Here is a 21,408-nt window from a genome sequence, read left to right on the forward strand (position 1 = left end):
CGTCAAAGCCCCTCTCCCACCGGGAGAGGGGTTGGGGTGAGGGTACGGCGCGAAAGCGTCTCGCTGGGCTGAGTGCACGAGGCTCCGCCCGTACCCTCATCCGGCCCTGCGGGCCACCTTCCCCCAAAAGGGGGCCATGGTCCCGATGGGAGAAGGAACAGCCGCGGCGTGCCTTAGCCCCTCTCCCACCGGGAGAGGGGTTGGGGTGAGGGCCCGGCAGCCAGGCGCCCAGCCTTAGCCGACATGCCGCCCACAGCTCCCTGCCGAAAACGGTCGAACCAGCGCCAGGCGCGTATCAGCGACGACGCCAGCATCGGCGGCGGCATGCCGGCCGCCTGCCGCCGCGCGAACGCAGCAGCAGCTCAGCCGTCGACCGGTTCGGCCAGGCCCTGGCGAATGATCTGCTGCATCAGGCGCTCGGCTTCGGCGCGTGCGCGGGTGCTGGCTTCGGCCTGCTTGGCGGCCAGGTCGCTCTGCTGCATCGCCAGGTCCGCTTGCTGCTTGGCCAGCGCCTGGATCTTGCGCTGCAGGCCCTGCCGGCGCGCATCGGCCGCGGCCCGTTGCGCCGCCTCGCGCGAAGCGGCGGCGTCGACCTGGGCCTGGACCCCCGCGCGCTGGACCTCTCCGAGCGCGGCATGCGCGTGTTCGGACGCGGCCTCGGCCAACTGCACGCTCAGCTCGGCGATCTGATCGCCCAATTCGCCCTGGCGCCCACCCAGCTCGCCCTGGCGATCGCCCAGTTCGCCCTGCGCCTCGGCCAGGCGCAGGCTCTGCTCGTGCAGTGCCTGGAATTGCGCCAGCACGTCCGGATCGCGGACCACGTAGCGCCGGCCGTCGCGGCGGAACCACAGCACCTCGCCGTCGGCACCGGCCAGGCGGTTGGCTTCGCGCAGGTCCTCGAGCGAGGCGTCCATCAGGTTGTGGCCCTCGTGCACCAGCACATAGCCGTCCCGGCCGCGACCGGACGACAGCTCGATGCGCCCGTGGGTGACCAGGCTCGGATCGCTCGGCGCCGCGGGTGTCGCAGGTGCCGCGGGCGCGGCAGGAGCAGCGGGGGCGGCCAACGGCGCAGGCGGTGCGGGCGGCGCCGGCACGGCGGGCATGGCAGGCGCGGCAGGCGCGTCCAGCACGCCGGCCAGGATCGATGCCGGGGGCGCGGCCGGCGCCGCGGAGGCGGCGGATTGCGCGCCCGGTGCCGGCGTCGCGGCCGTCTCGGTCGCGGCCACCTCGGTGGTGCGCGCGGTCGCGGCCGGCGCCACCGCCGGCTTGGCCACCAGGCGCAGCGGCAACACCCCGGCCAGCGCGAGGGTGGCGGTGATCGCGGCGGCGCCGACGCGCGAGAACGAGGCCGTGCTCTGCAGCATCAGCAGCCGCCGCTTCAAGCTGACGAAGCTCGGCGAGGCGCTGGCCAGGCCGGCGTGGGGGCGCGCGGCGACGCCCAGCTGCACCAGCAGCCGCGCGTAGCCGTGGCGGCAGTGGCGGTGCCCGGCGACCACCGCCGCGTCGCAGGCCGCTTCGCGCGCCAGCGCGTATTCGCGCACCGCCAGGTGCACCAGCGGGTGGAAGAAGAACAGGTGCTGCGCCAGCGCCGGCAACAGGCCCCACCACAGGTCGCGGCGCTGCAGGTGCACCAGCTCGTGGGTCAGCGCCATGTCCAGGTCGTCGGCATCCATCGCCGCCAGCCGGCGCGCCGGCAGCAGCAGCACCGGCCGCCACGGGCCGATCAGCTGCGGCGAGTCGATCTGCGCCGACAGGCGCAGTGGCGGCGCGCGGCGCAGGCCGTGGGCGTCGGCGGCCAGGCGCAGCGCGCCGATCAGCGCCGCGTCGGTGCACGCGGTCGAATCGCGCAGCAGGCGGCGGCTGGCGCGGTAGCCGTAGGCGCTGCGCAGCAGGCCGAGCAGCACCCCGGCCGCCCACAGCGCGACCAGCGCCTGCGCCCACGGCAGCGCGGCGGCGCCGGCGCTGGCGATGGCCGGCGGCGTCTTGGCCGACGGCGCCGCCGATGCGGACCCAGGCGCGTCATGCGCCGGCGCGGCGGACAGCGCAAGCACCTGCGGCGGTGGCGCGGCCGGCGCCGCCGGCAGCACCGGCAGGTTCAGCGGGCTCGCCCACAGCAGGCCGAGCACGGTCTGCGCACCGACCAGCCACCACAGCCGGCAACGCACCGTCGCCGGCAGCGCCGGCAACCAGCGGCACAGCGCCCAGATCACCGCCACCAGCACCGCCGCCTGCACGCTGGTCGCCAGCAGGCGCGACAGCAAGGTATCGAAGATCGTGTCCATCGCTCAGTCCTCCCGACGCTGCGATTGCAGTTTGGCGACCAGCGCCTCCAGTTCCGCGAGCTCGGCGTCGCTGACCTCGGCGCGCTGCGACATCCACGCCACGAACGGCGACACCGAGCCCTGCAGGGTCTTCTCGACGAAGCTGCCGACCGCACTGCGCACCACGTCGTCCTGCCCGGCGGTGGCGGCGTAGCGGAACACGCCGTCCACCTGGCGCCGGCGCAGATAGGCCTTGGCGCGCAGCCGCTCCATCATCGTCAGCACGGTCGAACGCGCCAGCCCGCGCGCCTCGCCGAAACCGGCGGCGACCTCGCCGACGCTGGCCTCGCCCTGTTCGCCGATGTACTGCAGCAGGGCCAGCTCCTGGTCCCCGATGGTCTTGCGTCGCATATCCCGGTCCTGTGACTACGCCTGTAGTCATCGTGCACATGACGACAGGTGTAGTCAATAGCCCGGTGGTCATTTGGTGCCTGCCGAACCATTACGGCTGGCGCGACATCGCTTGACGCCCGGGTCACCCGGACGCCACCGGAGCTCTGCGACGCTGGCTCGGTCCGCCGCAGAGAAGGATCAGCGATGCGCCTGCATCATCTGAACTGCATCTCCACCTGCCCGCTGGGCGGCCGCCTGATGGACGGGCGCTGGCACCTGCTCGCCGGCGATGCGTGTTTCCATCCCGGCGAGATGGACCCCTTCCATCCGCACTGCACGCCCGGCCTGCGCTTCTACCCATGGATGCTGGAGAAGGACCGCGCCGCGCGCCTGCGCAACCAGCGCCGCCTGCGCGAACTTAACCTGCGGCAGGCCGGCGCGGTGACCGTGTTCTGCTCGCACGACGTGAGCGAATTCGAACGCCTGAGCGGACACTCGGCCGCGCTGCCGGCCGAAGCGCTGCTCGCGCGCGCCGATTGACCGCCTACGCACGCCGCATTCACCGATCTTCCACGCACGCGCGCCGCATCATGCCGCCACCCCCGCGGCGTCGGGCGTGCACGGCACCGCCGCGCCGCGTGCGGGATCTCTCTTCGACAAGGCGATGGCGATGTCCGAGCGTTTGCAGGAAGGCCAGATGGTATTCGTGACCGACGGCGAACTCGGCGTCGGCGCGGTGCGCGAGGTGCGCGAGGGGTCGGCGGAATTCGTCGTCAACATCCAGAACGGCGGCGACTTCGTCCTGCCGCTGAGCGCGGTGAAGGACATCCACTCCGGCAAGGTGATCCTCGCCGTGGAGCGGCTGCCCGAGCAGGTACGCCAGGCGCTGCGCCACCCGCACGACGCGGAGCTGCCGACCTCCACCTACGCCGCCACCGATCCCGGCGACGGCGCGCTGAAGGACTGATCACGGCGCATTGGCCGGCCATCTCGGCGGCCTCGGCAACAACGGCGGACGCGGCCATGCGACGGCGGCCGCGTCGCGCTTGCGCGCTAGCCTTGCGGCCCGCCCATCACCGGCAGGATCGCGCCGCTGATGTAGCTGGCGGTGATCGGCGAGGCCAGGAACACGTAGGCCGGCGACAGTTCCTCCGGCTGCGCCGGGCGGCCCATCGCGCTGTTCTTGCCGAACTCGGCCACGTCCTCGGCGGACTTGTCGGCCGGGTTCAGCGGCGTCCACACCGGCCCCGGCGCGACCGCGTTGACGCGGATGCCGCGCGGCTGCAGCTGGCTGGCCAGGGCCATGGTGAAGGCGTGGATCGCGCCCTTGGTGGCCGAGTAGTCGAGCAGCGACTTGCTGCCGAACAGGCCGGTCTCCGAGCCGCTGTTGATGATCGCCGCGCCCTGCTTCATGTACGGCAGCGCCGCGCGCGCCATGTGGAAGTAGCCGCCGATGTTGGTCTGCAGGGTTTCCTGCAGGTGCTCCTCGCTCAGTTCCTCCAGCGCGTGGCAGTGCAGCTGGAACGCGGCGTTGTTGACCAGCACGTCCAGCCCGCCGAAGGCCTGCACCACCTGCGCCACCGCGTCCTCGCAGAACTTCGGGTCCTTCACGTCGCCGGCGATGGTCAGGCAGCGGCGGCCCTCCTTTTCCACGTGCTCGCGGGTGACCTGCGCGTCGTCGTGCTCGTTCAGGTACAGCACCGCCACGTCGGCGCCCTCGCGCGCGAACAGCACCGCCACCGCGCGGCCGATGCCCGAGTCGGCGCCGGTCACGATCACGCTCATGCCACGCAGCTTGCCGCTGCCCACGTAGTCCGGCGCCTCGAAACGCGGCTGCAGCAGCAGTTCCTTCTCCTCGCCGGGTTTGCGCAGATGCTGCGACGGCATGCGTTGCGGTTGCCGCCGCGTGCCGGCCTGGGTCGGTGCCGCCTTCTTGGCCTTGGCCTTGGCGTGTGGTTCGTCGGCGTCGGTCTTGCGCTGCAGCGCGCGCTGCTTCTGCGCGACCTTCTCCACCGCGCTCGCGGCGGCGGGCTTGGGCGCCGCGGGCTTAGCGGCGGGGCGGTTCTTCTTGGCGGCCATGGGCAGGTACTCCGTACGGCGAGGGGGAAGCGCGGCGCGTGGAGGGAACGGGTCCGAGTGGACCCGGTTAGGCGCCGACGGCTCAGGCGCGGTCGGCGAGGCCTTCGACGCCGGCATGGCTGGCGCAGTGCGCGCAGCAGAACATGCGTCCGCCGCCTTCCACGCCGTGGCCGACGATGCGGCAGCCGCAGTGGTCGCATTGCGGCGCGAACGCATGGATCGCGCACTCGAACGAATCGAAGGTGCCGCTGCGCCCGCCCTGGGTCAGGGTGAAGGCCTTGTCGTACTGGTTGCCGCAGACATCGCAGGTGGCCATCGCTGGACTCCGGTTTGGCTGGGAAGCGACAGTCTGGCCAATGCCGCGGCCAGGGCGGGTGAAGCCGCATGCCGGTCTCTTCATCCGATGCAAACATGCGCGGCGACACGCTCGGCGAATTCGCCTGAAGGAGATACGCCATGACCCGCTTGTTGCTTCCGCTCGTCGCCGCGCTCGCGGCCTCCGCCTGCAGCACCACCCAGATCGCCCAGGTGCAGCCCATCGACGGGGTGATCTCCGGGCAGTGCCATGTCGACAAGGTCCGCGGCGCGGTCGGGCTGGCGGCATCGCAGACCACCATCGAGCGCGCACGCGTGGACAGCGACAGCCTGGAAGTGCAGGTGGTGCCCAGTTCCGTGGACGGCAGCGGCGCCACCGCCAGCGGCGTGGACAGCGCCACCCGCGGCGCCGAAGAGGCCGGCGGCGAGCGCCTGACCATCGAGATCGGCCCGACCAACAACATCACCACGCTGTATTGCGGCTGACAGGCCGCGGCCTATGCAGCGGATGGCCGACCGCGCCGGCTCTGCCGCCGACCGCGCGCAGGCCGCGGCATACGCGTCGCGGATGTGATCTCCAGTTGATCGGCTGACCGCTGTGCGGCAATCGCCGGGCAGCGGCAGCGCGGCGGCGCCACGCGTCCGGTGGCGCCGCGTCATGGCGTGAGGCGGCGCGCAGGCGCACACCGCCGCGTACCGCCGCCGCTGTGGCTGCGACCCGCGCTAGCGACGCCGTCCGCGGCCAGTAACCCCAGCCGCGCGCGCCGCGTCCTTGGCGGCCTTGATGGTTTCCACGGCGTTCCTGGCCTTGGTGGCCCTGGCGACCTTCGTCGCCTTGGCGGCGTCCGCGCGCTTGCCCGGCGTGGCCGCCTTGCGCGCACCGCGCCGCGCCCGCGCCAGGTACTTCAGCGTCGCCAGGTCCCACTGCCGCTCGCCGCGCACGCCCTCGCACAGGCCGTGCAACTGGCCGCCGCGCCAGCCATCGAACACGCACGGATCGATGTACGCCTTGCGGCACACCGCCGGGGTGTTGCCCAGCGCCTCGGCCACCTGCCGGATCACCTCGTTCTGCGCCTGCTTCAGCGCGCGCTCGCTGCTGGGCTCGGGCAGCGGCAGCCTGGCCAGCCGCTGCAACGCGGCGCGGGTGCCGCCCCAGGTGCGGAAGTCCTTGGCGGTGAAGCTCTCGCCCATCGCCCCGCGCAGGTAATCGTTGACCTCGCCCGAGTCCACCGGCTGCAGTTGGCCATCGTCGTCCAGGTACTGGAACAGCGCCTGCCCCGGCAGTTGCTGGCAGCCGCGGATCAGCTTGACCAGCCGCGCGTCGTCGATCTCGATGTCGTGCTCCTGGCCGCCCTTGCCGCGGAACTTCAGCCGCGCGCGGCCGCCCTTGAGAAATTCCAGGTGCCGGTTGCGCAGCGTGGTCAGGCCGTAGGAGCGGTTGCTGCGCGCGTACTCGGCATTGCCCACCCGCACCAGGGTCTCGGCCATCAGCGCCACCACCATCGCCAGCACCTTGTCGCGCGGATAGCCCGGCAGCGCCAGGTCGCGGCGCAGGCACGCGCGCAGCCGCGGCAACGCCTTGCCGAAGGCCATGATCCGCTCGAACTTGCCGTCGCCGCGCACCTGCGCCCAATCCGGGTGGTAGCGGTACTGCTTGCGCCGCCGCGCGTCGCGTCCTGTGGCCTGCAGGTGGCCGTGCGGCTTGGTGCAGATCCACACCTCGGTGTAGGCCGGCGGGATTGCCAGCATGCGGATGCGTTGCAGCGTCTGTGGATCGCGCACCGGGCTGCCGTCGGGCATCCGGTAGGCGAATCCCTTGCCGGCGCGGCGCCGCACGATGCCCGGCTGCTGGTCGCTGACATAGACCAGCCCGGCGCTGCTGGCGGCCTGCCTGGCTTGCTGCACGCGGGCGGCGTCGGCGGCGTCGGTGGATCGGGAAGCCTTGGTCATCGAAGAACCGCGTGCGGCGAGAGGAAGCGGGATTGTCGGCAGCGCCGCGGCTAGGCCGCGTCAAATGCCGGCGCGGTTAACGATCCGCGAACGCGGTTTCGCCGATGCTGTCGGCTTATGCTGGATGTCTTCTCCCCTTTACGCCTGGAGCCCCGATGAGCACTTTCCTTTCTTCTCGTCTGTCCGCGCATGCCGGCCTGCTCGGCGCGGCGTGCCTGGCGCTGGCGCTGGCCGCATGCAACGCGCCGCCGCCGGACGAGCAGGAACAGGTCGCCGCCAAGGCGCAGCAGGCGGCCGAACAGGCCGCCAAGCCCGATCCGGCCAGCGCGCCGGAGGCCCCGCCGGTCGGCACCTGCGACGCGTCGCAGGCGCAGGGCCTGGTCGGCCAGGCCGCGGAAAAGACCTTGGTGGAACAGGCGCGCGTGGACACCGGCGCCAAGAGCGTACGGGTGCTGACCCCGAACCAGATGGTGACGATGGAATTCAACGGCGAGCGGCTGAACATCGAGGTCGACGCCAAGAACCTGATCACCGGCGTGCGCTGCGGCTAAAACGCCCGTCCACACGCCCGGTGCGGCAGGATCGCCGGCCGCACCGGGCACGGCCAAAGTTGCAGCTGCAACCGTGTATTGCGGCACCGCACCAACTGTGCTTTAGTCGATGTTCCGGTGACCTCAAGATGCGCTCCAGGACAGAGCGGGGGCGAGTGTCGCCGCGTTCCTTCGGATCGCTTTTTAGAGGCAGACATGGCCCCCCGCAACCGCCACGGGCTCTACGACCCCCAAGACGAGCGCGATGCCTGTGGTTTCGGCATGGTCGCCCAGCTCGACGACCAACCTTCGCGGGCGCTGGTCGACACCGCCATCGCCGCGCTGTCGCGGATGACCCACCGCGGCGGCGTCGCCGCCGACGGCCTGACCGGCGACGGCTGCGGCCTGCTGATCCGCAAGCCCGATGCGTTCTTGCGCGCGCTGGCGCGCGATGCCGGCATCGCCGTGGGCGCGCGTTTCGCCGCCGGGCAGGTGTTCATGCCGCGCGACGATGCCGACGCCGCCGCGCGCTGCCGCCAGGTGCTGGAAGAGGAACTGGTCCGCGCCGGCGCGCAGCCGCGCGGCTGGCGCGTCACCCCCACCGACGACTCGGTGTGCGGGCAACTGGCCAAGGACACCCTGCCGCACATCGAGCAGGTGTTCGCGGACGCCGGCGCCGAGCACAACGACGACGCCTTCGCCCTGGCGCTGTTCCTGGCGCGCCGCCGCGCCGAGCAGCGCCTGCGCGACGTCGCCGACTTCTACGTCACCACGCTCTCGCCCAACGGCATCAGCTACAAGGGCATGGTGCTGCCGGACAAGCTCAGCACTTTCTACCCGGACCTGCAGCGCAGCGACCTGGCCTCCAGCGCCATCGTGTTCCACCAGCGCTTCTCGACCAACACGCTGCCGCGCTGGCCGCTGGCGCATCCGTTCCGGCTGCTCGCGCACAACGGCGAGATCAACACCATCGAGGGCAACCGGCACTGGGCGCAGGCGCGCAGCAAGGTGTGGAAGACCCCGCGCTTCGACATCGCCGAGTTCGACCCGGTGATCTCGATGCACGGCTCCGACTCGCAGAGCCTGGACAACATGCTCGAGCTGCTGGTCGCCGGCGGCATGGACCTGCTGCAGGCGCTGCGCATCCTGGTGCCGCCGGCGACCCAGTCGCTGGAGTTCAAGGACGCCGACCTGGCCGCGTTCTACGAGTTCTACGGGCTCAACACCGAGCCGTGGGACGGCCCGGCCGGCATCGTCGCCTGCGACGGCCGCTACGCGGCGTGCATGCTCGACCGCAACGGCCTGCGCCCGGCGCGCTGGATGCTGACCTCCGACAGGCATTTCCTGGTCGCCTCCGAGGCCGGCGTGTGGGAGCTGCCGGCCGAACGCGTGACCCGCAAGGGCAAGCTCGGCCCGGGCGAGATGATGGCGATCGACCTCAAGCGCGGCGACCTGCTCGATTCGGACGCGATCGACCGCATCAACCGCGCCCGCGCCCCGTACAAGCAATGGCTGCAGCAGGGCGTGACCTACCTGCAGACCGAACTGATCGACCCGTCGCTGGTCGAGGAGCCGTTCGACGAGAAGACCCTGCGCAGCTATCACAAGCTGTTCCAGCTCACCAGCGAGGAAGTGGAGCAGGTGCTGCGGCCGCTGGCCGAGACCGAGCAGGAAGCCACCGGCTCGATGGGCGACGACACGCCGATGGCGGTGCTCAGCCGGCAGACCCGGCCGCTGTACGACTATTTCCGCCAGGCGTTCGCGCAGGTCACCAACCCGCCGATCGACCCGCTGCGCGAAGACTGCGTCATGTCGCTGACCACCCAGCTCGGCAAGGAGACCAACATCTTCCATGCCGGCCCGGAGACGGTGAACCACGTCATCCTGAACTCGCCGGTGCTCAGCCAGCGCAAGCTGCGCCAGTTGCTGAAGATGGAGCAGTACCAGACCCGCAACGCGCAGATCGACCTGTCCTACAGCATCGAGGAAGGCCTCAAGGCCGGCCTGGAGCGCATCTGCGCGCAGGCCGAACAGGCCGCCCGCGACGGCAAGGTGATGCTGCTGCTGACCGACCGCTACCCGGTCGCCGGGCGGCCGATGGCGCATGCGCTGCTGGCCACCGGCGCGGTGCACCACCACCTCTCGCGCGTGGGCCTGCGCTGCGACGTCAACCTGATCATCGAGACCGGCACCGCGCGCGATCCGCACCACATGGCCTGTCTGCTCGGCTTCGGCGCCACCGCGGTGTACCCGTACCTGGCCTACCAGACCCTGTTCGACCTGGGCCGGCGCGGCATCCTGCTGCTGAAGAAGGGCGGCGAACAGGCGCAGATCGGGCGCAAGTACCGCAAGGGCATCTACAAGGGCCTGTCCAAGATCATCTCCAAGATGGGCATCTGCACCATCGCCAGCTACCGCGGCGCGCAGCTGTTCGAGATCGTCGGGCTGGACCCGGACGTGGTGCAGCTGTGCTTCCCGGACACCGCCTCGCGCATCGGCGGGGTGAACCTGGCGCGGCTGGACACCGAGGCGCAGCAGCTGTCCGCGCGCGCCTGGAACGACCTGCTCAAGCCGGAAGTGGGCGGCCTGCTGAAGTACGTGCACGGCGGCGAGTACCACATGTACAACCCGGACGTGGTCATGACCCTGCAGCGCGCCACGCGCAGCGGCGAGCAGGCCGACTGGGCGGTGTACGCCGAGGCCGTGCATTCGCGGCCGCCGTCGGCGCTGCGCGACCTGCTGCAGCTCAGGCGCGCCGACGCGCCGACCCCGCTGGACGAGGTGGCCCCGGCAGCGGACCTGCTGCGCCGCTTCGACACCGCCGCGATCAGCCTGGGCGCGCTGTCGCCCGAGGCGCACGAGGCGCTGGCGATCGCGATGAACCGCCTCGGCGGGCGCAGCAATTCCGGCGAAGGCGGCGAAGACCCGGCGCGCTACGGCACCGACAAGCGCTCCAAGATCAAGCAGGTGGCCTCCGGCCGCTTCGGCGTCACCCCCGAGTACCTGGTCAACGCCGAAGTGCTGCAGATCAAGGTCGCGCAGGGCGCCAAGCCCGGCGAAGGCGGCCAGCTGCCCGGGCACAAGGTCAACGAGCTGATCGCGCGGCTGCGCTACGCCAAGCCGGGCATCGGCCTGATCTCGCCGCCGCCGCACCACGACATCTACTCGATCGAGGACCTGGCGCAGCTGATCTACGACCTCAAGCAGGTCAACCCGACCGCGCTGGTGTCGGTGAAGCTGGTCAGCCATGCCGGCGTGGGCACCATCGCCGCCGGCGTGGTCAAGGCCGGCGCCGACCTGATCACCGTGTCCGGCCACGACGGCGGCACCGGCGCCAGCCCGCTCAGCTCGATCCGCTATGCCGGCGTGCCGTGGGAGCTGGGCGTGGCCGAGTCGCACCAGGCGCTGGTCGCCAACAACCTGCGCGACCGCACCATCCTGCAGACCGACGGCGGCCTGAAGACCGGCCTGGACGTGGTCAAGGCCGCGATCCTGGGCGCGGACAGCTTCGGCTTCGGCACCGGCCCGATGATCGTGCTGGGCTGCAAGTACCTGCGCATCTGCCACCTCAACAACTGCGCCACCGGCGTGGCCACGCAGGACGAGCGCCTGCGCGCCAACCACTTCACCGGCCTGCCCGAGCGCGTGGAGAACTTCTTCCGGCTGCTGTCGGAGGAAGTGCGGCAGTGGCTGTCGTACCTGGGCGTGCGCTCGCTGGACGAGATCGTCGGCCGCACCGAGTTGCTCGAGCAACTCGAGGTGTCGCCGCGCGAAGGCGTGCGCGTGGACCTGTCGCGGCTGCTCAAGGATGTCCGCTACGACGGCAGCCATTGCGCGGCGCAGCGCCTGTACGAGTCGCCGGACAGCCTGGCCACGCAGATGGACGGCCTGCTCGCCGAGGCGATCGCCAAGAAGACCGGCGGCGATCACCGCTTCCTGATCCACAACACCGACCGCTCGATCGGCGCGCGCCTGTCCGGCGCCATCGCCCGCGTGCACGGCAACCACGGCATGGACGATGCGCCGCTGAACCTGCGCTTCCGCGGCTCGGCCGGGCAGAGCTTCGGCGCGTTCAACGCCGGCGGCCTGCAGCTGGAGCTGGAGGGCGAGGCCAACGACTACGTCGGCAAGGGCATGGCCGGCGGGCGGCTGGTGGTGCGTCCGCCGCGCGGCGCGCGCTTCGAGGCGCGCAACACCGCGATCATCGGCAACACCTGCCTGTACGGCGCCACCGGCGGCGAGCTGTATGCCGCCGGCCGCGCCGGCGAGCGCTTCGGCGTGCGCAACTCCGGCGCGCTGGCGGTGATCGAAGGCGCCGGCGACCACTGCTGCGAATACATGACCGACGGCATCGTGCTGGTGCTGGGCAAGGTCGGGCTGAACTTCGGCGCCGGCTTCACCGGCGGGCTGGCCTACGTGCTCGACGTGGACCGCGACTTCGTCGACCGCTACAACCACGAGCTGATCGACATCCACCGCATCTCCGCCGAAGGCTTCGAGAGCCACCGCCAGCACCTGCACAAGCTGATCAGCCGCCACCGCGAACTGACCGGCAGCATCTGGGCGCAGCAGATCCTCGACGAGTTCCGCGACTACGTCGGCAAGTTCTGGCTGGTCAAACCCAAGGCGGCGAGCATCGAGTCGCTGACCGAGTCGTTGCGGCGCGCCGCCTGATGGATGGATTTCCCTCTCCCTGTTTTTGGGAGGGGGATCCTGAAGGCGCTGTGCGCCCCGTACCCTCATCCGCCCCTTCGGGGCACCTTCTCCCGGGGGGAGAAGGGATACGCCACGGAATTTTTTATGAGCCGCAAGCAAGTCTTCCAGTTCCTCGACCTGCCCCGGCAGATGCCGCAGCGCATCCCGGTGGAGCTGCGCACGTCCGGCGATTGGAACGAGCTGTACGGCAAGTTCGACAAGCCCGAGGCGCAATACCAGGCCGGGCGCTGCCTGGACTGCGGCAATCCGTACTGCAGCTGGAAGTGCCCGGTGCACAACGCGATCCCGCAGTGGCTGCAGCTGGTGCAGGAGAACCGCATCGAGGAAGCCGCCGCGCTGTGCCACAGCACCAACCCGTTGCCGGAAGTGTGCGGCCGGGTGTGCCCGCAGGACCGCCTGTGCGAAGGCAGCTGCACGCTGGAGGAGTTCGGCGCGGTCACCATCGGCGCAGTGGAGAAGTACATCGTCGACACCGCGCTCAACAACGGCTGGCGCCCGGACCTGAGCCAGGTCGAACCCACCGGCAAGCGCGTGGCGGTGGTCGGCGCCGGCCCGGCCGGGCTGAGCTGCGCCGACCGCCTGGCGCGCGCCGGCATCCACGCCGTGGTCTACGACCGCTACGAACAGATCGGCGGCCTGCTGCAGTTCGGCATTCCCAGCTTCAAGCTCGACAAGAGCGTGATCGGCAAGCGCCGCGAGGTGCTCGAAGGCATGGGCGTGGAGTTCCGCCTGGGCGTGGAGATCGGCAAGGACCTGGGCATCGAACAGTTGCTGGCCGAGTACGACGCGGTGTTCTTGGGCACCGGCGCCTACCGCTACACCGACGGCGGCCTGCCCGGTCAGGACCTGCCCGGCGTGGTGCCGGCGCTGCCGTTCCTGGTGCAGAACAGCCGCATCGTGAGCGGCAACGATCCGTGGGGCCGGCCGATCGCCGGCTGGGAAGACACGATCTCGCTGCCGGACCTGTCCGGCAAGCGCGTGGTGGTGCTCGGCGGCGGCGACACCGGCATGGACTGCGTGCGCAGCGCGATCCGCCTGGGCGCGGCCAAGGTCACCTGCGCCTACCGCCGCGACGAGGCCAACATGCCCGGTTCGGCGCGTGAAGTGGCCAACGCGCGCGAGGAAGGCGTGCGCTTCCTGTTCAACCGCCAGCCGCTGGCGGTGGAAGCCGACGCGTCGGGCAAGCTCGCCGGGGTGCGCGTGGTGCAGACCCGCCTCGGCGAGCCGGACGCGCACGGGCGCCAGGCCGCGCTGCCGATCGAGGGCAGCGAATCGCTGCTCGAGGCGGACGTGGTGATCATCGCCTTCGGCTTCTCGCCGAGCGTGCCCGAGTGGCTCGCCGCGCAGGGCGTGGAAGGCACCGCCAACGGCCGCATCCTGGCCGGCGGCAGCGATCCCGATGGCAGCGGACGCCTGCCCTACCAGACCACCAACCCGAAGCTGTTCGCCGGCGGCGACGCGGTACGCGGCGCCGACCTGGTGGTCACCGCGGTGGCCGAAGGCCGCGACGCGGCCGCCAGCATCGCCGAGTGGATCGGCAACCGCCTGCCGGTCACCACCCTGGCCGCGGCCTGAGCGACATCGACCGCATCCAAGCAAGTCGTTGCATGCCCGGCGGCGAGCGGCCGGGCAGGGGGGGTTTGCACATGTCGACGGCAATGCCGCGGCAATGGCCCTGGCCACTGCACCCGCGGCACCCTACAACGCCAGCATGGTCGCGTCGGGGCTGAAGCCCCTCCCACAGGTGCACTCATCAGGCAACGCAGTCCCTGTAGGAGCGGCTTTAGCCGCGACGAGCGGGGCCGGAAACCATGCGGCTCGGCCATCTGTCAGGACTGAAATCCCTCCTACAAATGCATTCACCGGGCACAGAAGCCTCCCCTGTGGGAGCGACTTCAGTCGCGACGAGCAGCGTCGGAACAATGCGATTTCAGCTATCTGCCGGGCTGAAGCCCTCCTACAAGTGCGCCGATCAGGCACCGCGTTTCCTGTAGGAGCGGCTTCAGCCGCGACACGGACCCAGCAGCACCGCACGGTGTCGGTTGTCTGTCAGAGCTGAAGCCCCTCCTACAATGCAGCGCCAACTACCCCGAGCCGCGCAGCCGCCGCAACCTCACTCACCGCTGCCACCCCAGCACAACGCCGTTTTTCGCAGGAGTGAATGAGGCGCTAACGCGCCAGCGCCTAGGCTGGCCGCTGGCGTGCGATCCGCGCACCCTCGTACTGCCGGTCCCTCCCCCGATGGCAAAACGGCATCCTCCCCTCCCCAGGAAGTTCCCTCATGTCGCTTTCCTCTCTCTGGTCGTCACGGCTGCGTCGCCTCGCTCCCGCCGTGTTCCTGCTCGCCGCCGCTTTCAGCGCGTCCGCCCAGGACGGCAAAGGCGTGCTCAAGTACGCCGGCGTCAATCTGTCCGGTGCCGAATTCAACTCCCGCAAGAAGCCCGGCACGCCGTACAAGGACTACACCTATCCGGCGGCCTCCGACTACAGCTATTTCGCCGGCAAGGGCATGAACATCGTGCGCCTGCCGTTCCTGTGGGAGCGCCTGCAGCCCACCGCCAAGGGCGAGTTCGACCCGGCGCAGCTGGCGCAGATCAAGAAGGCGGTGGCGCAGGCCAAGGCCAACCGCATGCACCTGATCCTGGACCCGCACAACTACGCCAAGTACAACGGCGAGCGGATCGGCAACGGCGGCGCGACGGCCGACGTATTCGCCGACCTGTGGCGGCGCCTGGCGACCGAGTTCAAGAACGACGACACGGTGATCTTCGGGCTGATGAACGAGCCCAATGCCATTTCCGCCACCGACTGGGCGCAGGCCGCGCAGGCAGCGATCGACGCCATCCGCAAGGCCGGCGCCACCAACCTGGTGCTGGTGCCCGGCACCGCCTACAGCGGCGCGCACAGCTGGCGCAGCACGTCCTACGGCACGTCCAACGCGGTGGCGCTGCAGCCGCTCAAGGATCCGGGCAACCGCATGGCGTTCGAAGCGCACCAGTACCTGGACGGCGACAGCAGCGGCAGCAAGGGCGAGTGCGTCAGCGCTACCGCCGGCGCCGAGAAGCTGGCCGGCTTCGTCAGCTGGCTGCGCGAGAACAAGAAGGTCGGCTTCATCGGCGAGTTCGCCACCGGCGACAACCCCACCTGCAACCAGGCGCTGGAAGGCATGCTCAGCTACATCGAGAAGAACAACGACGTGATCATCGGCTGGACCTGGTGGGCGGCCGGCTCATGGTGGAACAACAACTATCCGTTCAACGTGCATCCGAACAAGGACGGCAGCGACAAGCCGCAGATGTCGATCCTGTCCAGGCACGCGCGCAAGATCACCGGAAGGTGAGCCGAGGGTGCCGGGCGCATGCCTGGCACCCGCTGCCCATGCATGTGCTCGCAGGCATGACCGCGCGACGCGTGCCACGCACGCCGCGCGGGCGGGCCACAGCTCCGCAGTCGCCCAGGTCCATCGGGAGAGCCTGTCGCGATCCAAGGGCAGCGCTACCCCAACGACTCGACCGAAGCGCTCGCATGCCGCCGATACGCAAAGCGTGCAATTCTGGAAATCGGAATCGAGGTTTTGGGAGATGCCTTGAAGTCGCTCCCACGGATGGATCGCCGGCAATCGGATCGCTGCATGACGGCAGCCGAGATCCAGTACGCGTTCGCCGTGCCACGCGCCGCACAGATCGGCGCATGCGCATGCGCCACCCGTAGTAGCCGAACCGGGAATGGACTACGGTAAGGGCACACACGTTGCCATCAGCTCGACCGGCCCGCCCTGCGGGCTGGACGGCGCTCGCTTGCTGATGCCGTAGGAGGCTCATCATGATTCATTGCTCGCTGCGCCTGCGCGCGATGCGGCTGGCGCTGCTGCTGTCGCTGCTCGCCGTGCTGCCGTCACTGCATGCGCAAGGCGCGCTGAAGTTCGCCGGCGTCAACCTGTCCGGGGCGGAGATCAGCTCGTCGAAGAAGCCCGGCGTGCTCAACGTCGATTATTTCTATCCGCGCGCGCAGGACTACGATTATTTCGCCGGCAAGGGCATGAACATCGTGCGCCTGCCGGTGTTGTGGGAACGCCTGCAGCCCAGCCCGCAGGGCAAGCTCGACCCGGCGCAACTGGCGCTGATCAGGGCGGCGGTTAAGCAGGCCAAGGCCAAGCGGATGTACCTGATCGTGGACATCCACAACTACGCCAGCTACTACGGCAAGAAGATCGGCAGCGCGACGGTGCCGATCAAGACCTTCAGCGATCTGTGGCAGCGCCTGGCACGCGAATTCGGCGACGACAACGCGGTGATCTTCGGCCTGATGAACGAGCCGAACAACATTTCCCCGGGCCTGTGGGCCGCCGCCGCGCAGGCCGCGGTCGACGCGATCCGCGTCACCGGCGCGCGCAACCTGATCCTGGTGCCGGGCGCGCTGTGGACCGGCGCGCATAGCTGGTACTCGACGGTGGCCGGCGAGTCCAACGCCTCGGCGCTGGCCTCGCTGTACGACCCGCTCAAGCGCGTGGCGATCGAGGTGCACCAATACCTGGACAGCGATTCCAGCGGCACCAGCGCGGTCTGCGTCAGCGGCAGCATCGGTGCCGAGCGCCTGCGCAGCTTCACCGCATGGCTGCGCGAGACCGGACACGTCGGCTTCCTGGGCGAGTTCGGCGCCGCCGACAACGCCACCTGCAGGAAGGCGCTGGACAGCATGCTCGCCTATATCGAGCAGAACCGTGCGCTATGGCTGGGCTGGAGCTACTGGGCCGGCGGCGCGTGGTGGCGCCACGACTACCCCTTCAACGTGCAGCCCGGCGCCGACGGCCGCGATAAGCCGCAGATGCCGATCCTCGCGTCCCGGGCCAAGCGCGTCACGCGCTGAAGCATCGCGTGCGCGCCAATGCGGCGGCGCCACCGACAGTTGCCGCCGCAATCATGGCGGCGGCGCCAGTCTGCTGGCGCGCACTCGCAACGCGCATCACATTTCGATCGCGGGGGACACGGCAGCCGCTCTGGCATGCCGGTTGCACGATACGCATGAGCGTCGCCACGCCTGGCGCGGCGGCGCCCGCTCGCAACTCCCCAACGAAAGAGGCAACCCCCATGCAACGCAATTCGTTATCCATCGCGCCGTCCCGCTGGCTGCTGCGCGGCGCCCTGTGCCTGGCGCTGGCCGCCATGGCCCCCGGCGCCATCGCACAGCAGGCGCTGCGCTACGCCGGCGTCAATCTGGCTGGCGCGGAGTTCAACTCGGCGAAGAAGCCGGGCGTGCTGTTCAAGGACTACATGTATGCGGCCGACAGCGACTACGCCTACGCCGCCGCGCAAGGCATGAACATCGTGCGCCTGCCGTTCCTGTGGGAACGCCTGCAGCCCACTGCCCACGGCGAGCTGGACGCCGCCCAGCTGGGCTACCTGCGTACCGCGGTGAACCGCGCCAAAAGCCATAACCTGCGACTGATCCTGGACGTGCACAACTACGCCAAGTACTACGGCGTGCGCATCGGCAACGGCGTGCCCGCCTCGGCGCTGGCCGACCTGTGGCGGCGCCTGGCCATCGAGTTCGGCAACGACGACACGGTCGTCTTCGGGCTGATGAACGAACCCAACGGCATCGCCTCCGGCGACTGGGCCAGCGCCGCGCAGCTGGCGATCGACGCGATCCGCGAGGCCGGTGCCTACAACCTGATCATGGTGCCGGGCACCGCGTTCACCGGCGCGCACAGCTGGAACAGCAGCTGGTACGGCGTGCCCAACGCGCAATCGCTGGTGTCCATCGACGACCCCGCCGGCAACCTGGTGTTCGAAGTGCACCAGTACCTCGACGCCGACTACTCCGGCACCAGTCCGGCCTGCGTCAGCACCACGATCGGCGCGGACAAGCTGCAAGGCTTCACCCAGTGGCTGCGCGCCAATGGCTACCGCGGCTTCCTCGGCGAGTTCGGCGGCAGCAGCGACCCCACCTGCCTGGCCGCGCTCGACAACATGCTCGGCCATGTGCAGGACAACGCCGACGTGTGGATGGGCTGGACCGCGTGGGCCGCCGGCGCCTGGTGGAAGACCGACTACCCGTTCAACCTGCAGCCGAGCAAGGACGGCACCGGCAAGCCGCAGATGACGGTGCTGTCGGCGCGGGCGAAGCAGATCACTCAGTGAGGAGGGGCCCGGCGGGGCTGTGCGTCGCCGGGCGGGATTGGGGATGGGAGATTGGGGATTCGGAGGGGGTGACGCCCCGACAGGAAAACGGCGCGCTACGCGCCGATTGAGCAACATGGCCGATCCGGCGCAGACTGTCGCCTTCCCGCTACCGGATCGACGCATGCGCCTGGGCCTGGCCGCCAACCGACTGCACCACCAGGGCAGGGATGCCGCGCTGTTCCGCTGGCTGCGCGCCAGCGAAGCCGGCGTCCGCGAGCTCGGGCTCGGCCTGCACGCGGTCGGCCGCACCCATGAAGCGCTGCTCCGTGCCGGCGTGCTCGCCGGCTACGCCGGCCTGAAGCGCTATCCGTTCGGGCGCGAAGGCGGCTTGATGAAACTGGTGGCCGAGGTGGTCGGCCTGGAAGGCGCCGAGCGGCGGCTGGACGGCGCGATCTATTTCATCGATCCGGTCGATCCGTCGTCGATCTTCCCCGAGGCGATCGCGCTCAAGCGGCAATGCGTGATCCACGGCAAGCCGTTCATTTCCACCGTAGCCTCGGCGCGCGACTGGATCGAGATGGAACGCATCCATGCCGGCCTGGCGCCGGACCCCGGCGCCGACGACCTGCACGCGCTGGAACGGCAGACCCTGGCGCTGATCGCGCACGATGCGCTGAAGCCGCAGATGCTGGCCTTCGCGGCCGAGCACTTCGAGGTGCTGTCGCGCTTCGGCGAACGCGTGGCCACCGGCACCACCGGCCAGCGCCTCAACGAGATGGCATGGAGCCGCGGCTGGCCGCAGGACCAGCCGTGGGTGCATCGCTACCAGAGCGGCCCGATGGGCGGCGATGCGCAGATCGCCGACCGCGTGCTGGAACGCCGCTGCCAACGCGCGATCTTCTTCGAGGACCCGCACGTGGCGCGCCAGCACGAGGCCGACATCCAATTGCTGGAACGCGCGGTAACCACGGTGACCGACATCGCCGTGTGCATCACCACGCCGGTCGTCGCCGCGCGCTGGGCGCAGGCGGCGGCGCGGCGGGCGGCGGCGCCGGGCTGAGCGCTGGTCGCGCGGTGCCGCACGCTCATCGTGGCGTCGGAGGTCCGACGTCGTCGCAAGAGTAACTGCAGACGTGCCGGCCAGGGATTCTGCAACCGCCGCGCGGGCGGTACAGCGGCAACGTCTCCGCGGTAGACAGGTCCGATGCCCGCGGCCGGGCTCCTGCCGTCTCCCACGGAAGACCAGCATTGCCGCGTTCGCGGCGCCGCCGGCCAATTGGCAGACGCGGCCGGCGGCGTGAGACGACAGCTTCGGCGGCAGGCATTCCGCCCTCCGCGCGCCGCCTGAATAGGTGAACTGCATCACAGTCACCACCGTGTCACGCGCGTCGCCAACACTGCCGCGCTTTCGCAGGTCCAGGGGGATCTAGTCCATGTTGCGTCCGATCGTACGTCTGCTGCTGGCAGGCGGTGTGCTGCTGTGTCTGTCGTCCCACGTCCAGGCGCAGGAGGCCGAACGCCTGCGCATCCACGGTTCCAACAGCTTCGGCAGCCGGCTGATGCCGGCGCTGGTGGAGTCCTGGCTGCACAGCATCGGCTACCAGCAGATCCGCCGCCGCGCGGTCGATGCGGCGACGATCGAGATCGCGGCCACGCGCGATGGCGCGCCGCTGGTGGTGGAGATCGGCAACCAGGGCTCCGCCGGCGGCATGGCCGACCTGATCGGCGGCGATGCCGAACTGGCGATGCTGACCCGTCCGCCCACCGCGCGCGAACGCGACGCGGCCTGGCAGCTGGGCGACCTGTCGTCGCCGGACCAGGCCTTCGTCGTGGCGCTGGATGGGGCGCAGCTGCTGGTCGCGGCCGACAACCCGGTGGCCTCGGTGAGCGTGGCGCAGCTGCGCGACATCCTGACCGGCAAGCTCCAGCGCTGGTCGCAGTTGGGCGGGCCCGACCTGCCGATCGAACTGCATCGCAATGGCGAGCGCAGCGGGCTGGGCGACTTCCTGCGCCAGCGCCTGGAACTGCCCGCCAAGGCCGCGGCGCCCGCGCAGACCGTGCATGCCGCGCTGAGCCAGGCGGCACAGGCGGTGGTCGGGCGGCCGGCGGCGCTGGCGGTGGTCGGCCTGACCACCCCGGTTCCGGCCGGCACGCGTGCCCTGGCCGTGGCCGAAGGCGGCGGCATCGCCGTGGCGCCCGACCTTGCGAGCATCCGCGGCGAGGACTATCCGCTGGTCCAGCGCTACAGCCTGTACGGCGGCCAGATGATGTCGGCGCTTGGGCGCAGCCTGGCGCTGTACGCGCTCGGCCCGCAGGCGCAGCAGGTGGTGCGGCGCGTGGGCCCGGTCGCGATGAATCTGTCGACGGATGCCGTGCTTGCGCGCAGCGGTTCGCAGGATGCCACCTATGCGCAGGCGACCGCCGGCGCGCAGCGCCTGTCGTCGACGCTGCGCTTCAACCTGAAATCGCTGAGCACGATGTTCGAGGGACGTTCGGCGCAGGATCTCGACCGCATCGTGGCGTACATGCAGCAACCGGCGATGCGTGGCCGTGCCCTGGCAGTGGTCGGCTTCGCCAATCCCGACCCGGCCAACCGGCTCTATCCGACCATCGCCAGCAACGACCGCGCCGACGTGGTGGCCGCGTACCTGGCGCAGCGCGGCATCCTGGTGAAGCGCTCGCGCGGCCTGGGCGCGACCAGGGCGTTGGTCCTGGGCGATGGCGATGCGGCCAAGTCGCGCAACGAACGCGTCGAACTGTGGCTGCTGGCCGCCGATCGCTGACCGATCCCGGAGCTGAACGGCGCCGGCGCATATTCACCTCCCGCACAACCGCCCGCGGGGAGGATGGGGTTTCTTCACGGTGCAGGAGCAACCCCATGATCGATTCGAAGACATTGGCTCGCCCGCGGTATGCAGTGTTGCTGTCGTTGCCGCTGTGGGCAGGCGTGGCGTTTGCGCAGCAATCGCCGGCGCCGACGGTATCGGCGGGTGCGGCGGCGTCCTCGCCGTTGACGGAGTCGCAGGTGCGCGCGCAGTTGAG

Annotated in this window: 16 protein-coding genes; 11 read left to right on the forward strand and 5 right to left on the reverse strand. The window is 70.3% G+C overall.

Annotated elements, in window-relative coordinates; all coding sequences use genetic code 11:
• Positions 1-362 precede the first annotated feature (362 nt).
• On the reverse strand, positions 363-2,282 hold the full coding sequence (locus tag JR065_RS10110) for a M56 family metallopeptidase (protein WP_206233981.1): 1,920 nt from the start codon (positions 2,280-2,282) through the stop codon (positions 363-365).
• A gap of 3 nt (positions 2,283-2,285) precedes the next feature.
• Entirely contained in the window at positions 2,286-2,672 is a 387-nt protein-coding gene (locus JR065_RS10115) for a BlaI/MecI/CopY family transcriptional regulator (RefSeq protein WP_206233982.1), read from the reverse strand.
• 186 nt (positions 2,673-2,858) lie between these two features.
• Between JR065_RS10115 and JR065_RS10120 the strand changes: the two genes are divergently transcribed.
• Entirely contained in the window at positions 2,859-3,194 is a 336-nt protein-coding gene (locus JR065_RS10120) for a hypothetical protein (protein WP_206233983.1), read from the forward strand.
• A gap of 130 nt (positions 3,195-3,324) precedes the next feature.
• The gene (locus JR065_RS10125; RefSeq protein ID WP_206233985.1) at positions 3,325-3,621 is read left to right on the forward strand and encodes a hypothetical protein; all 297 of its coding nucleotides are present in this window, start codon (positions 3,325-3,327) and stop codon (positions 3,619-3,621) included.
• Between the two features lie 86 nt (positions 3,622-3,707).
• Here the strand turns inward: JR065_RS10125 and JR065_RS10130 are convergent, their stop codons facing one another.
• Both JR065_RS10130 and JR065_RS10135 read right to left on the reverse strand, forming a co-directional pair.
• On the reverse strand, positions 3,708-4,850 hold the full coding sequence (locus JR065_RS10130; RefSeq protein WP_429001853.1) for an SDR family oxidoreductase: 1,143 nt from the start codon (positions 4,848-4,850) through the stop codon (positions 3,708-3,710).
• Positions 4,816-5,049, reverse strand: a complete 234-nt coding sequence (locus tag JR065_RS10135) for a hypothetical protein (protein ID WP_206233987.1) — start codon at positions 5,047-5,049, stop codon at positions 4,816-4,818. Before JR065_RS10135 ends, JR065_RS10130 begins: the two co-directional genes overlap by 35 nt.
• A 140-nt stretch (positions 5,050-5,189) precedes the next feature.
• Here JR065_RS10135 and JR065_RS10140 point away from each other — a divergent pair, with 140 nt between their 5' ends.
• Positions 5,190-5,534 (forward strand): hypothetical protein, encoded by a 345-nt coding sequence (locus JR065_RS10140; protein WP_206233988.1) that lies wholly within the window; start codon positions 5,190-5,192, stop codon positions 5,532-5,534.
• A gap of 237 nt (positions 5,535-5,771) precedes the next feature.
• Here the strand turns inward: JR065_RS10140 and JR065_RS10145 are convergent, their stop codons facing one another.
• Positions 5,772-6,998, reverse strand: coding sequence for a DNA topoisomerase IB (locus JR065_RS10145; RefSeq protein ID WP_206233989.1), 1,227 nt, complete (start codon positions 6,996-6,998; stop codon positions 5,772-5,774).
• 155 nt (positions 6,999-7,153) lie between these two features.
• Between JR065_RS10145 and JR065_RS10150 the strand changes: the two genes are divergently transcribed.
• From JR065_RS10150 to JR065_RS10185, 8 genes are all read left to right on the forward strand, one after another.
• Entirely contained in the window at positions 7,154-7,549 is a 396-nt protein-coding gene (locus tag JR065_RS10150; RefSeq protein WP_206233990.1) for an I78 family peptidase inhibitor, read from the forward strand.
• 195 nt (positions 7,550-7,744) lie between these two features.
• On the forward strand, positions 7,745-12,202 hold the full coding sequence (gene gltB, locus JR065_RS10155) for a glutamate synthase large subunit (protein ID WP_206233991.1): 4,458 nt from the start codon (positions 7,745-7,747) through the stop codon (positions 12,200-12,202).
• A gap of 126 nt (positions 12,203-12,328) precedes the next feature.
• Complete coding sequence (locus JR065_RS10160; RefSeq protein WP_206233993.1) at positions 12,329-13,819, forward strand: FAD-dependent oxidoreductase; 1,491 nt, start codon at positions 12,329-12,331, stop codon at positions 13,817-13,819.
• A 706-nt stretch (positions 13,820-14,525) separates the two neighbouring features.
• Entirely contained in the window at positions 14,526-15,584 is a 1,059-nt protein-coding gene (locus JR065_RS10165) for a glycoside hydrolase family 5 protein (protein WP_206233994.1), read from the forward strand.
• Between the two features lie 482 nt (positions 15,585-16,066).
• Complete coding sequence (locus JR065_RS10170; protein ID WP_206233995.1) at positions 16,067-17,110, forward strand: glycoside hydrolase family 5 protein; 1,044 nt, start codon at positions 16,067-16,069, stop codon at positions 17,108-17,110.
• Positions 17,111-17,331: 221 nt separating this feature from the next.
• On the forward strand, positions 17,332-18,384 hold the full coding sequence (locus JR065_RS10175; protein ID WP_206233996.1) for a glycoside hydrolase family 5 protein: 1,053 nt from the start codon (positions 17,332-17,334) through the stop codon (positions 18,382-18,384).
• Positions 18,385-18,547: 163 nt separating this feature from the next.
• Positions 18,548-19,426, forward strand: coding sequence for a methylglyoxal synthase (locus tag JR065_RS10180; RefSeq protein WP_206233997.1), 879 nt, complete (start codon positions 18,548-18,550; stop codon positions 19,424-19,426).
• Positions 19,427-19,799: 373 nt separating this feature from the next.
• Positions 19,800-21,149, forward strand: a complete 1,350-nt coding sequence (locus JR065_RS10185) for a substrate-binding domain-containing protein (protein WP_206233999.1) — start codon at positions 19,800-19,802, stop codon at positions 21,147-21,149.
• Positions 21,150-21,408 lie beyond the last annotated feature (259 nt).

Source organism: Xanthomonas sp., assembly GCF_017163755.1.
In the GTDB taxonomy this organism is placed as follows: Bacteria; Pseudomonadota; Gammaproteobacteria; order Xanthomonadales; family Xanthomonadaceae; genus Xanthomonas_A.

Excerpts from the sequence above, each read along its gene's own strand:
- JR065_RS10110 (WP_206233981.1), bottom strand. The coding sequence starts at position 2,282 with ATGGACACGATCTTCGATACCTTGCTGTCGCGCCTGCTGGCGACCAGC.
- JR065_RS10135 (WP_206233987.1), bottom strand. The coding sequence starts at position 5,049 with ATGGCCACCTGCGATGTCTGCGGCAACCAGTACGACAAGGCCTTCACC.
- gltB (WP_206233991.1), top strand. The coding sequence starts at position 7,745 with ATGGCCCCCCGCAACCGCCACGGGCTCTACGACCCCCAAGACGAGCGC.
- JR065_RS10125 (WP_206233985.1), top strand. The coding sequence starts at position 3,325 with ATGTCCGAGCGTTTGCAGGAAGGCCAGATGGTATTCGTGACCGACGGC.
- JR065_RS10185 (WP_206233999.1), top strand. The coding sequence starts at position 19,800 with ATGTTGCGTCCGATCGTACGTCTGCTGCTGGCAGGCGGTGTGCTGCTG.
- JR065_RS10130 (WP_429001853.1), bottom strand. The coding sequence starts at position 4,850 with ATGCCGGCGTCGAAGGCCTCGCCGACCGCGCCTGAGCCGTCGGCGCCT.
- JR065_RS10175 (WP_206233996.1), top strand. The coding sequence starts at position 17,332 with ATGCAACGCAATTCGTTATCCATCGCGCCGTCCCGCTGGCTGCTGCGC.
- JR065_RS10170 (WP_206233995.1), top strand. The coding sequence starts at position 16,067 with ATGATTCATTGCTCGCTGCGCCTGCGCGCGATGCGGCTGGCGCTGCTG.
- JR065_RS10120 (WP_206233983.1), top strand. The coding sequence starts at position 2,859 with ATGCGCCTGCATCATCTGAACTGCATCTCCACCTGCCCGCTGGGCGGC.
- JR065_RS10115 (WP_206233982.1), bottom strand. The coding sequence starts at position 2,672 with ATGCGACGCAAGACCATCGGGGACCAGGAGCTGGCCCTGCTGCAGTAC.
- JR065_RS10150 (WP_206233990.1), top strand. The coding sequence starts at position 7,154 with ATGAGCACTTTCCTTTCTTCTCGTCTGTCCGCGCATGCCGGCCTGCTC.
- JR065_RS10180 (WP_206233997.1), top strand. The coding sequence starts at position 18,548 with ATGCGCCTGGGCCTGGCCGCCAACCGACTGCACCACCAGGGCAGGGAT.
- JR065_RS10165 (WP_206233994.1), top strand. The coding sequence starts at position 14,526 with ATGTCGCTTTCCTCTCTCTGGTCGTCACGGCTGCGTCGCCTCGCTCCC.
- JR065_RS10160 (WP_206233993.1), top strand. The coding sequence starts at position 12,329 with ATGAGCCGCAAGCAAGTCTTCCAGTTCCTCGACCTGCCCCGGCAGATG.
- JR065_RS10140 (WP_206233988.1), top strand. The coding sequence starts at position 5,190 with ATGACCCGCTTGTTGCTTCCGCTCGTCGCCGCGCTCGCGGCCTCCGCC.
- JR065_RS10145 (WP_206233989.1), bottom strand. The coding sequence starts at position 6,998 with ATGACCAAGGCTTCCCGATCCACCGACGCCGCCGACGCCGCCCGCGTG.